This is a genomic window from Lysobacter arenosi, from assembly GCF_016613475.2.
GTDB lineage: Bacteria > Pseudomonadota > Gammaproteobacteria > Xanthomonadales > Xanthomonadaceae > Lysobacter_J > Lysobacter_J arenosi.
The window spans coordinates 2,968,677-2,981,253 of record NZ_CP071517.1; the positions used below are offsets into that span (position 1 = coordinate 2,968,677).

Annotated in this window: 7 protein-coding genes; 1 reads left to right on the forward strand and 6 read right to left on the reverse strand. The window is 68.7% G+C overall.

Annotation, left to right across the window (positions count from 1 at the left end; genetic code table 11):
• Positions 1-20: 20 nt before the first annotated feature.
• The 3 genes from HIV01_RS13675 to HIV01_RS13685 are packed head-to-tail and all read right to left on the reverse strand — an operon-like array spanning position 21 to position 2,535.
• Complete coding sequence (locus tag HIV01_RS13675; protein WP_200607954.1) at positions 21-1,214, reverse strand: efflux RND transporter periplasmic adaptor subunit; 1,194 nt, start codon at positions 1,212-1,214, stop codon at positions 21-23.
• On the reverse strand, positions 1,211-2,257 hold the full coding sequence (locus tag HIV01_RS13680) for an SDR family NAD(P)-dependent oxidoreductase (protein ID WP_200607956.1): 1,047 nt from the start codon (positions 2,255-2,257) through the stop codon (positions 1,211-1,213). The genes HIV01_RS13675 and HIV01_RS13680 overlap by 4 nt, the downstream gene beginning before the upstream one ends.
• Positions 2,254-2,535 (reverse strand): DUF2798 domain-containing protein, encoded by a 282-nt coding sequence (locus HIV01_RS13685; protein WP_207526968.1) that lies wholly within the window; start codon positions 2,533-2,535, stop codon positions 2,254-2,256. Before HIV01_RS13685 ends, HIV01_RS13680 begins: the two co-directional genes overlap by 4 nt.
• Positions 2,536-2,696: 161 nt before the next feature.
• On the opposite strand from HIV01_RS13685, the gene HIV01_RS13690 reads away from it, so the two are divergent.
• Positions 2,697-3,773 carry a LysR family transcriptional regulator gene (locus HIV01_RS13690; RefSeq protein WP_200607960.1) on the forward strand — a complete coding sequence of 359 codons (1,077 nt, stop codon included), beginning with the start codon at positions 2,697-2,699 and terminating at the stop codon, positions 3,771-3,773.
• Between the two features lie 13 nt (positions 3,774-3,786).
• Here the strand turns inward: HIV01_RS13690 and recD are convergent, their stop codons facing one another.
• The 3 genes from recD to recC are packed head-to-tail and all read right to left on the reverse strand — an operon-like array spanning position 3,787 to position 12,547.
• Positions 3,787-5,637, reverse strand: coding sequence for an exodeoxyribonuclease V subunit alpha (recD, locus tag HIV01_RS13695; RefSeq protein ID WP_200607962.1), 1,851 nt, complete (start codon positions 5,635-5,637; stop codon positions 3,787-3,789).
• Entirely contained in the window at positions 5,634-9,209 is a 3,576-nt protein-coding gene (recB, locus tag HIV01_RS13700) for an exodeoxyribonuclease V subunit beta (protein ID WP_200607964.1), read from the reverse strand. The genes recD and recB overlap by 4 nt, the downstream gene beginning before the upstream one ends.
• Positions 9,206-12,547 (reverse strand): exodeoxyribonuclease V subunit gamma, encoded by a 3,342-nt coding sequence (recC, locus tag HIV01_RS13705; protein WP_425600234.1) that lies wholly within the window; start codon positions 12,545-12,547, stop codon positions 9,206-9,208. The genes recB and recC overlap by 4 nt, the downstream gene beginning before the upstream one ends.
• Positions 12,548-12,577: the final 30 nt, after the last annotated feature.

Below are 12,577 nucleotides of genomic sequence, written 5' to 3' on the forward strand. Positions count from 1 at the left end.
CAGGGGGAGGTGCACAGCGGTTACTTCATCGCCACTTTCAGCTCGGGAGCAGCCGCGCCCATCGCGATCTGCTTCGGTGACACCGGCATGCCCGGGAAGAACACCTTCTGCACGCCGTGCACGATCACCTTGTCGGTCGGCGCCAGGCCGGAATCGACCACGCGCAGGCCATCGACGATGCGACCGAGCTGCACATCCTTGCGGGTGGCGGCGTTCTTCGGGCCAAGCACGTAGACGTACTTGCGGTCCTGGTCGGTCAGCACGGCCTTCTCGTCGATCAGCATCGCCTTGACGCTGCTGCTGCCTTCCAGCTGTACGCGCGCGAACAGGCCAGGGGTGAAGATGCGGTCCGGGTTACGCAATACCGCGCGGGCGCGGATGGTGCCGGTGGCCGAATCGACCTGGTTGTCGGTGAAGTCGACCGTGCCTTCGTGCGGATAGCCCTGCTCGTTGGCCAGGCCGACGCGGACCGGGTTCTGCGACTGCGCGCGCTTGCCGTCGCGGGCGAGCGCCTGGTAACGCAGGAAGCTCTGTTCGTCGGCTTCGAAGTAGACGAACACCGGGTCCTGCGAGACCAGCGTGGTCATCAGCGTCGAATCGGCCTGGGCGAGGTTGCCCTCGGTGACCGCGGCGCGACCGGCACGACCGTTGATCGGCGAACGCACCTGGGTGAACTGCAGGTCGAGCTGGGCGTTGGCGACGGCGGCCTCGGCCGCACGCACCGCGGCGTTGCCCTGGGTGGTGGCGGCACGACGGGTCTCGAACTCTTCACGCGAGATCGCCTTGGCCTCGACCAGGGTCTGCGCACGCGCATCCTGGGTCTGGGCGAGACGCGCCTCGGCACGGGCGCGCTCGAGGTCGGCCTGGGCCTGGTCGAGCTGCGCCTTGTAACGACGCTGGTCGATGACGAACAGCAGGTCGCCCTTCTTCACTTCCTGGCCTTCCTGGTACGCCACGCGCTCGACATAGCCGGACACGCGCGGACGCAGTTCGACGGTTTCGATCGCGGTGACGCGGCCGGTGAAATCGTCCCACTCGCTGACCTGCTTGCTCAGCACCTGGGCGACGCTGACTTCCGGCGGCGGCGGCATGCCTGCGGCCGGCTCGGCCTGGCTGCTGCAGGCCGTGATGACCGCAGCAAACAGAAGGCTCACCGCGAGGGCGAGGACGGGGACTCCGGAGGTGGAGCGGGCCAATGCTTTGCGGGGGCTCATGGCGAAGAAGGTTCCTGGTTCGGGAAAGGCGGGTTGTTGTTATTGGTATCGGGTGATTGCGTGTTTGTTGAAAGCAGGTTCCTGAGCAGCGTGCGCGCGTCCTGCAGACAGCGTGATGGCAGTAGTGCTTCAGGGTCCTGGGTGACGCGGGTCGCGGTTTGAGCGTCAGCTTGAGCTTCGGCGTCGTGTTCGTCCGTTACCTGAGAGGTAATGCCCTCGGAGCCCTGAGAGGTCAGGTCCTGATTGGTAATCGAATCAGCGTCGACGGAATCGACATCGATGCCGGCGACCGGCACCACATCGGCGTAGCGAACAACTGCCTGAGTCGCCTTCGGCGTGTTGTGCGGCTCGACAAGGGCCAATGCGCGCTGGCCAACGGCGATTGCACTGGGCCATTGCGCACAGGCGTGTTCACGGTTGAGCTCAGTGTTCACGGGGCTGTCGATCGACAGCAGCTGCACGCGCACGCCGATGCTTCGTGCCTCTTCATGCAGCACGCGCGCGAGCATGCGCAGCGCGGCCGTGGCGATCGAGCGATGGCCGTAACCGGCCCACGGCTGTTCCGCGCCCGGCCCGCCGATCAACACATAAGTACCGCCACGATTGCCCTGTGCCAGCAGCGGCAACAGGTGCCGCGCGGCCGCGAGGTGCGGAAGAAGGTCTTCGTCCAGGCGCTGGCGCAGGTAAGCAGCCGGATGGTCGAGCAGGCGGCCGCGGCCGGAACTGCCCGAGACGGCCGCGATCACGCCGCCAATCGGTCGGCCAAGCTTCGCCAGTGCCTTGGCGAGGCGCTCGCCGTCGGCATCGCTGCTGATCGAGCCAGCCACGACGCTGAGATCGGCCTTGGCGTGGTGGGCCTTGAGGCACTGTAGGCCGGACTTGTCGCGGGCGACCGCGATGACCGGCCGGCCAGCTGCGAGAGCGGCTTCGACCACGCCGCGGCCGACCCCGCCAGTGGCGCCCAGGACGACGACGGGCGTCCGGGCGACCGAGGGCTTTTGGGCCGATGCCGACTGGGCAGGACGGGCGACCGGGGATTTCACATCCGGCTCCAATGTCCCGAATGCGGGATTTTCTCTCCCGCCACCGGGACGGTTTCGCGACGCGTGGCCTGCTGCAGGACAGCACTGATGATGGGAAGGACCAGCATCGCCGCCGGCAGCACCAGCGTGAAGGCCAGCACCCAGGCCAGCATCCAGAATTCGTCCGGGCCCGCTGCCAGGCCCTGCTGGACAACGACCACGGCCAGGCCGATCAGCGCCAGCATGGCGATCAGCATCAGCGGGAAGAAGGCGTAACGGGCTTGGCGGGGAGTCAACATGGCGGGGGCCAGCGGGGGATTGGGGGAATCTGCGGGACAGAGTAGGCCCCCGACCGGCACTTGATTAGCCGGTAATTGAGGGAATAATTGTCCCGTGATCGGTCCAAACCCCCTCGGACCGCCTCCGCCTCCCCCGGCGCGCCACTCAGGAGCCCCCCGCCATGGCCCGCGATCTCAATGACACCCTGATCTTCGTACGGGTGGTCGAACACGGCAGCTTCATCTCCGCCGCCCGCGCCCTGCAGCTGCCCAAGACCACGGTCAGTCGCAAGGTCCAGGAACTTGAAACCCGACTCGGTGCGCAGCTGCTGCATCGGACCACGCGCAAGCTCGGCCTCACCGAAGCCGGCAACATCTACTTCGAGCATTGCCAGCGCATCGCGCGCGAACTCGACGAAGCCGAAAGTGCGGTCGGCCAGTTGCAAGGCGGCCCGCGCGGCTGGCTGCGCTTCACTGCCCCGTATTCGGTCGGCATCACCTGGATCGCGCCGTTGCTCGGCGAGTTCCACGCACGCCATCCGGAAGTGCGCGTCGACATGGTGCTGACCAATGAAGCACTGGACATCATCGACAAGGAAATCGACGTCGCCCTGCGCGTGGGCAACCTGCCCGACTCCAACCTGATCGCGCGCAAGCTGGCGACGTTCCGCACCCAGGTCTATGCCAGCCCCAACTACATCGCCCGCCACGGCGAACCGCTGCATCCGGACGACCTGATCCACCACCGCACCGTGGCGATGCCGAAATCACGCCGCAACGGACAGTACTTCTGGCCGCTCAGCGACGGTACGCGCACGATCGATTACCGCATCGACCCGGTGTTGCTCGCCAACGATCCGGCGCCGCTCAGTGGCGCGCTGCTGTGCGGCGAAGGCCTGATGCTGGCCAGCGACGTCACCGTGAAGGCATATGCCGAGCAGGGTTACGTGCAACGCGTGCTGGCCGGCTGGACCGGACCGGAGTACGAGTTCAACGCGGTGTTCCCGCGTGGACGCGTGCAGTCGCCGAAGGTGCGCGCGTTCGTCGACTTCCTGGTCGAGCGCCTCAACTTCGACGCCGACTACATGCAGGTGCTCTGCCCGAACGTGCGTGCGCGCTACCAGGCCGCGGAGAAGTCGGCTGCCGAAGCGATCACCGCCGAGCTGGCCAAGGTTGCAGGGCTTCCGGCGGCCAAGGCCAAGCGCAAGGCCAAGCCGCTGCAGGAGCCGGTGGGGTCGGAGGTGGATGAGGAGGAGTGAGGCTCAGACCGCCTTACCCCCGCAGCCGCCAGGCCAATCCCGACACGCGCGCCGCATGCCTTGCCAGCGCGGCGTGCAGTACCGTCTCGCTCGCGCACACATGCAGTTCGCTGCGTGCCCGCGTCACCGCCGTGTACAGCAGCTCGCGCGACAACGTCCGCGCATCCTGCCGCGGCAGCAGCAACCACACCGTGTCGAACTCCGAACCCTGCGCCTTGTGCACGGTCATCGCGAAGGCGCCGGTGTGCGCCGGCAGCGCCGCCGGATGGAAGCCGCGCACGCCTTCGCTGCCACCGGCGAACCAGGCCACGGTGTGGCCCTTGGCGTCACGCTGGCATACGCCGATGTCGCCATTGAACAGGCCGTGCCGGTAACTGTTCTCCGTCACCAGCAACAGGCGGCCGTGGAAGTACGGATCGCGATGGGCACCGGCCAATGCCTCTTCGATGCGCGCGTTGAGCACGCCGGCACCCTGCGCGCCTTCGCGCAAGGCAGTCAGCACGCGTAGCGCCGAGGCACGTTGCAGTGCCACCACCGGGTCATCCAGTTCGAGAAGTCCGCGCCAGACCGACAGCAACGTCTCCCGCCGCGGCCCGAGCAGCGGGTCGGTGACGCCTTCGTGGTAATGGATGCCGTCCAGCACGTTGCCGCGCAGCAGTTCGATGGTGCGGTCGGCATCGCCGACGCGCAGCGCGTCTGCCAGCGGCGCCAGGTCCAGCGACTGCGACTGGCGATAACCGCGAAGCAGCTGCACGCGATGGCCGCTGAGCGGCGTACCTGCGGACGGCGTCGTTGCAATGTCGCCAAGCAGCGGTTGCAGGCGATGGACCAGTGATGCCGGCAGCGCATCGCCCTCGCCTGCCGCATCGGTGATGGCCGCGAGCACGTCGCCGGCCTCGATCGACGGCAGCTGATCACGATCGCCAAGCAGGATCAGGCGGGCGCCGTCGGCGACGGCCTCCACCAGCTTGCACATCAGCGGCAGGTCCACCATCGACGCTTCGTCGACGACGATGACATCGAACGACAACGGATTGCTTGCGTCATGGCGGAAGCGCGGACTGCCGGGAATGGTGCCGAGCAGTCGGTGCAGCGTACTCGCGGCCTCGGGAAGCGCATCGCACAGTGCGTCATCGACGCCTTCGATGGCGCGCAGCTGCACACTCGCCGCACGCAGACTCTCGGCCATGCGCTCGGCGGCACGACCGGTTGGCGCGGCCAGCGCGATGCGCGGCGATGGCAGACCGGCGTGGTGCGCCTGCGCGATCAGCAACAGCAGCACGCGCGTAATCGTCGTGGTCTTGCCGGTGCCCGGGCCGCCGGTGACCAGCAGCAACGACTGCAGCAATGCCAGCGCCGCTGCGCGCGCCTGGCGATCGCCATCGCGGGCGTGCGGGAACAGCTTGGCGAACAACGATGCGATGCCGTCCAGGCCGTCGCTCTGCGGGCGTGCCGCCGCGATGCGCTTGAGGCCGATGCCAAGGCGCCGCTCGTACTCGCGGTAGCGGCGCAGGTACAGCAGGCCGTTCTCCCACACCAACGGCCGGTCGCCGGCGGCAACCGCGTCGGCTTGCGGCTCGCTGACCCACTGCGAGGCCTGAAGCGCATCGCGCCACGCTTTGGCGTTGGGCCAGGCGATCGCGTCGTCCTGCAGCCAGGACGGCTGCGCCGGGTCGAACGCGGCGTGGCCGCGCGCCACCGACTGCGATGCCAGCGCCGCCGCGGCGAGCACCGCGTCGGGCGCGTCGGTGCCGAACAGGTCGGAGCTGGTGTCGCGTCGGCCAAGCCGGCGCAGGCTCTGCGCGAACGCATGGTCGAGCGTGTTGAGCGCACCGGCGCGGTACAGCGCATCGAGCAGGCTCATGCCGCACCTCCGGCGAAGAGCGTGTCGAGTGCGTCGACGAGTGCCGGATCAGGCGCATGGGCATGGATGCCCTGCCCTTCCGCCAGGCCGCGACAGAACAGGTAGCGAACGCCGCCGAAGTCGCGCGCGTAGTCGTAACCATCGCCGAGGCGGAAGCGCAGCCAGCGGTGCAGGGCCAGTGTGTAGATCAATGCCTGCAGGTCGTACTCGCTGTGCGCCATCGCGGCATCGAGGCTGGCACGGTCGTAGGCCGGCAGCCGGTTGGACTTGTAGTCGAGCACGTACCAGCGACCGTCGACGGTGTAGGTCAAGTCGATCTTGCCGGTCATCAGGCCTTCGAGGCGTCGGCGCGGACCGAAGCCCTGGCGCGTGGCAACCACACCGCCGGCGTGCAGCACATCGATCAGTGCATCGACCGCGGTCGGCTGAAGGGCGAAGTGGAATTCGATTTCGGCGCGGCGGGCGCCCGGCGCGAGATCACACAACCGGCCGCCCTCGGGCAGGGTCGTGGTCAGCGTGTGCCCTGCCAGGCGCGTGAGGATCGGCACGCCATCGGCCACGTCCTCGTCGGCATAGCCGCCGGCACGCAGCGCCTGGGCGAGGTTGTCTGCCTGTCCTTGTGGCGCGATGTCACCTTCCATCCAGTCGCGCCACGCACCGAAGTCGGTGTGCTCGAGCGCGTCGTGCAACACATTGCCGAAACGGCTGCCGCTGAAGCGAGGATCGAAGGCTTCTGCCTCGTCGCGCACCTCAGGTTCGGCCGGCTCATCGACCGCACCACGCTCGTCCACCGCGACGACGACTTCGGCCCCGGCTTCGGCCTGTGCCAGCTGGGTGAAGCTGTAGACCCACCAGTCGCGCGAGATCGTGCGCTGCGGCGACCGTGCCGGCGCCACTTCGGCGGTCTGCATGGCGTTGAGCGGCGCGGCGACCGCGACGACTTCGCCGCTGATCACCGCCATGTCCGGATGATCACGCAGCGCCCCGGTATTGGCGAGCATCTTCGCCAGGCGCGTCTTGTCTGCGCCATAGAACTCGCCGCTGGCCAGCCACAGCGCGTGGCCCGCGCGTGTCAAGCCGACATACAGCAGGCGCGCATCCTCGGCGAGCTGCTCGTTGCGCCATTCCGTCGCCGCGTTCCTCCAGTCGGCGTCGTCCTTGTCGATCTTCCAGCGCAGCTGACGGCGGTCGCCGTTGTGGACGATGCAGTATCGATCGGCGCTGGGCGGCTGCCCGCCGATGGCGACGAATGGCAAGTACACCAGCGGGTATTCCAGGCCTTTGCTCTTGTGCAGGGTGACGATCTGCACGCACTGGGCGTCCGATTCCAGGCGCAGCAGCTGCGCTTCATCGTTGGAATCGGCTTCGGCGATGCGCCGGCACAGCCAGTCGACCAGACCATGCAGACCGAGCGAACGCGCGTCGGCGTCCTGCATCAGCTCGCCCAGCTGCAGGTAGTTGGTGAGGCGACGTTCGCCGTCGAGCAGGCCCAGCAGGCGTTCGGCGTGCGTGGCGCACAGGTCCGACACCAGCGCGAAGGGTCCGCTGCGCTGCCAGCGCTCACGCCAGGCCATCGCATCGAGCTGATGTTGGCGATAAGCAGGGCCATCGTGTTCGAGCGAATCAATGGTGCAGGCGTCCACGCCCAGCAGCACCGTGGCGAGCGCCGTGCGCAGGCGACCATCGTCGGCCGGTTGCAGCAAGGCCTCGAACAGCATGCGCAGCTCGGCCGCCTCATCGGTTGCGAACAGGCTCTGCATACCGGCTGCCACCGCCGGGATGCCGACGGCGGTCAACGCACGCTGGATGCGTGTCGCCTCGTGGTGGCGGCGCACCAGTACCGCGATGTCGCCAGGCTGCACCGGCTCGCCGTCGATCAGGGCCGTGCCCTCGCGCGCGCGCGCGAGAACGTAGTGGATGGCACCGACGCAGGCGTCGGTGGCCAGTTCGCGCGATCGCTCGGCGTTGTGGGCCTCGCCGTTGCGGTCCGGGCCAATCATGCGCACGACCAGCGCCGGGGCAGCGGCGCCATCGATCATGAAGTCCTCATCGCGGCGCAGGTCACCGGGATGGACCGGATGGAAATTGATGCCCGGCACGACGAACGGCGCGTCGCCGGCGGCGACGGCGTTGTCGTACAGCGATTCGATCGCGCGAAGCACGCCCGGTCGCGAACGGAAATTGCGATCCAGTGGCGGTGCGCGCTCGGCGACCGCGGCAGCGGCCAGGTAGGTATGCACGTCGCCGCCACGGAAGCCGTAAATGGCCTGCTTCGGGTCGCCGATCAGGAATAGTGCGCCCGTGTCGTCATCGGCGGTGCGGCCCTTGCCGAAGACGCGGTCGAAGATGCCCCACTGGCGCGCATCGGTATCCTGGAACTCGTCGACCAGCGCGAACGCGTACTGCTTGCGCAGCCGCTGCACCAGCTCCTCGCCGTGGTCGCTGTCGAGCGCGTTGGCGACATCGTCGATCAGGTCGTCGTAGGTCTGCAGGCGCAGCGTCTGCTTGGTCTCGTGCAGGCGCCGGCTTGCGTCGTCGCGGACGCGGTGCAGCAGGTCGACGCGCTGGCGGTCGTGTTCGCGGCGATGGCGGGCGCGCGCGTCGAGGTAATCGGCGACGGCAACGAACAGGGGCGAATGCGGGCAGCGCGCGCGCAGGGCTGTCTTGGTCTTGTCGACCAGCGTGGCCTGGCGCAGGTTGGGCAGTTTCTCGTGGTAGTCGTCGAACGGGCCACCATGCTCCAGCTGCTGTTCCAGCGCGTTCCACAGCAGCGGGATGTGTTCGGGCTTGTAGCTGGACTTGTTCAGCAGCGCCTGTTCGATCGCGTCTTCAATCTTTCGCCGGGCCTCGTCGCCGTGCTCGGCGAAGACCTGCCGCAACGTGCTGAAAGCGCTGTCGACGTCATCGCGGGCGCCGTCCTGGCCTTCCGCTGGCACCGATTCGGGCAACAGCTGCACCGGCGACAGCAGGTTCGGCAGATCCTTGGCCAGCTCTTCCGGATTGCGCCACAGCGACGGCAGCAGCGCGGCATCGTCGCCGTGCGCGGCGATCGCCCGCCACAGGTCGCGAGCGAGCGCGTCGCGCAGGTCGGCATCGCTGGTCAGCAGTTGTGGCGGGTCGAACGGCTGGTCGCTTTCCAGCGCGTGCTCGCGCAGCACGCGCGCACAGAAACCGTGGATGGTGAAGATGGCGGCCAGGTCGACTTCCAGCACCGCGCGCTTGAGGCGGAACTGCAGCTGTTCGCGCGTCTCGCCGCTGGCGACCAGATGGTCTTCGATGATGCGACGGGTGAGCGCGACATCGGCCGATTCGTCGTCGCAGGCTGGCGAACCGACCAGCGCGGCCGCGTGCTCCAGTCGCTCGCGGATGCGCTTGCGCAGTTCCTGCGTGGCGGCCTCGGTGAAGGTCACCACCAGGATCGTGCCGATACGCAGGTCGCGTTCGACTATCAGGCGCGTGACCAGCGTGGCCAGGGTGAAGGTCTTGCCGGTGCCGGCGCTGGCCTCGATCAGGCGCACGCCGTGCAGTGGCAGCGTGAGATAGGGGTCGGAGGCGTTGAGCGCGAGGTTCATGCGCCCGCCTCCGGCGCCGGCGCGCGCTCATATGCCGTGACCGCATCGAACACCCGCTCGGTGGTCGCTGCAAAGGCTTCGCGCAGCACATCCTCGGCCAGCAGGTCACGGCCGCGTAGTGTCAGCTTGATCGCATCGCCCGCGCCTTCGGCCCAGTTTCGTCCGCTGTCGCCGGTCCAGCGTTCGCGCATCTTCTGCCACGCCTTCTCGTCGCTCATGCCGTCGCGCAGCGCGCTGTATAGCGCCCAGCCGCTGTAGGGTGCGAACGCGAGTGCTTCGCGCATTCCCTGCTCGCGCAGCTGCAACAACTGGCGCAGCGCTTCGCGCGCCTGCTCGGCGTTCAGCGCCGGACGCTCAAACCGCTGCGCGCCATCGCCGTCGTCGTGAAACTGCACCAGTGGCCTGCCCTGCTCCGCCGCGCACAGCAGCAGCCAGTCCAGGCCGGCGCGGATCGTCGACAAGCCGTTGGGCTCACCGATTCGGACACGTGCGAGACCATGCTCGTAGACATTGTCGATGCGGCCGCGCAGGACTGTGCCGTCGATTTGTGTCTCCACCGTCATCGCCAGCGGTCGCCGGTTGCCGCGCCATTCCGAATACAGGCGTGCATACGGCCTCTCCTGCCCGACCAGTGCTTCGAACTCACGCCGGCCCAACGGACCCGACGGCAGCAGCGCACGCGCCAGCAGCCGTTCGTACAGGCCCTCGGTCTGCTGTTCAAGCAGCGCATCGAGCACCGCCCGCTGCAGCAGCGATCGCGACCAGCCACCGCCGGGCATCAGCAACGGCTCGGTGTCGTCGGCGGCCTCCACTTCAGCAGGAAGGCGCATGCCCATGCGCTCGCGCAGGAACTGCCCGGCCGGGTCGCACAGGAAACGCCGCAGGCTGTCGAGCATGGTGACCTGGGGACCACCGGCGCTCGCGGCCAGCGGGCCGGCGAGCCAGGGCATCAGCGCATGGCGCTCCCCGCCGCGCAGGTTGGCCGCCGGGTGCCATTCGTCGCGGTAGCTGAAACGACGGGTTTCGCCGGCATCGCCGAACGCCGCCGGAGCGAATGGCTGCAATGGATGGCGCACGACCAGCGCCTGCTTCGCGTCGGCATCCGGCGAGTGGTAGTCGGCGATGACATTGAGCAGCTCCGACACCAGCACCGATGGCTCGCGTGGACTGCCGTCGCGCGGGTCGGCGCCCTGGTAACTCAGGTACAGCACGTCGCCGGCCGACGCCAGCAGTTGCAGGAACAGGAAGCGATCGTCCTCGCGCAGCGAGCGGTCGCCATGGCGGCGATGGGCGGTGCCGAGCTCGGCGCTCAGGCGGTTCAGGCCCGCCGCAGGATCGCGTCGCGGGTAGTCGCCATCGTTGAGGCCGAGCACGCAGATCGCGCGGAACGGCAGCAGCCGCATCGGCACCATGCGGCCAAAGCTCACACCGCCGGTGAGCAGCGGCGCGCGCGTATCGGCTTCGGACAGCCGCGCGGCGAAATGCGCGCGCACGACTTCGGCCGGCACCGGCGCATCGAAGCCGGCGCGTTGCGCGGACTGGGCGAAGTCGCCGATCAGCAGGCGCAGCCGCTCCAATGCACGTTGGCCGGCGACGGCCGCGGGCGGCCGCAGGAACAAGGCATCCAGCAGACCCAGCAGGCGTTCGCGCCATTGCGACGGCGGCATCGACTCGGCCAGCGTGCGCTGGTGTCGGGCCAGCACGCGCATCAGGCGCAGCAGCGTGTCGAGTGCATCGACCGCGCCACCTTCCAGTTCCGGCCACGGCGCGATGCCGGCAATGTCCTCGTCGCTGCCGCTGGCATAACCGAGCAGCAGGCGGTCGAGGGCGAAGGCCCAGGTGTAGGCATCATCGCGCGGTGCGTCGTGCAGCGCGCGGTGGCCCGCGTCCAGGCCCCAGCGCACGCCCGCTTCCTCCAGCCAGCCGTGCAGGCGCTCGAGCGCGGGCGCATCCAGGCCGGCGGCACTGGCCAACGGCGGACTGGCGAGCAGGTCGAGGATTTCGTTGAGGCCGAAACGCGACACCGGCAAGGCCAGCAGGCGCAGGAACAGTTCGGCCAGCGGTTCGCCGGCGAGCGGGCTGGCATCGGCCAGCGCGAACGGGATGAAGTCCTCGCGCCCTGCCCGCCCACCGAAGACCGCGTCGATGCACGGAATGTACGGGTCGATATCGGGCGCGAGCACCGCGATGTCGCGCGGCTGCAAGGGCGGATCGAAGCGCGGGTCGTCGAGCAGGCCACGCAGCTGGTCGTGCAGCACCTGCACTTCGCGCAGGCGGGTGTGGCAGGCATGCAGCTGCACGCTCGGGTCGTTGCGATCCACCTGCGCACGCCACGGTGCCGGCGCACGCCGGTGCAGCAGGTCGCGCTGGAGGTGGCCGAGCAGCGAGTCGTTCTCGGGCCGGTCGCCTTCGGCCGCTTCCGGATCGACGTAGTGGGCGTGCTCGTGGGAGGGATGCACCACCTCGTAGCTGCCCAGCACGGCGATGAAGTCGCGCCCGGCCGCGCCCCAGGCCTGCAACAACGGGTTCTCCTCCGCCGGCGTGCCGAACATGCTGTCCAAAGGCGCATCGTCGGCGCCGCCGCGCAACTGCTCGGCGAGCGTCTGCAGGTCGCCCCAGTAGCTGCGCGTCGGGCTGGGCATATAGAAATGCAGCGTGCCGACCCGGGCCTGCGTGGCGATCACGCGCAGCACGTCGGGTGACATGTTCAACGTGGCAAAGGCGAACAAACGCGATGGCAAACCCTGCGGCAACGGCCCCGACGGGTCGCCGAACCGCTGCAGGTACTCGCCTATCCGCTGCGCGCGATGGCCGCCGCCGGCCGCCACGCGACGCCAGAGTGCCGCCTGCGGGTCACCGGGTTCGTGCCCTGCCTCCCACGCCAGCAGCCAGTCGCGGCGCCAGGCCTGGTACTTCTCGAACACGCCCGCCAGTTCGCCCGCCAGCGACCACGGTTTCAGTGCATCGGCACCTTGCAGGTAGGCGCGCAGTGGACGCAGGGCCGGCGTGCGCAGCGTGGCCGGATCGGCCAACGCGGCATACAGGTGCCAGTGCAGTGTGTCGGCATCCAGGTCGTGGTCGCCACCGGGCACGTTGGCATCGAGGGCACGATGGACGAACTCGCCCGGCGTCAGGAACTCCAGGTTGGCGGCGATGCCATAGGTCCTGGCCAGGGTCGCCTGCAGCCAGCGCCGCATCGCCACCTGCGGAATGAGGACGATGTCGGGCGCCAGCAGCGACTGCCCCGGCGCCGGGCTGCGCAGCTCCCGTGCGAGCAGCTGCGCCAGGATGTCCAGGGCATTGGAATGGTAGAGGCGGAAGTCGGGGTGGCCTGGCATCACCACTATCTTGCCGGAGCAGCGACGCAC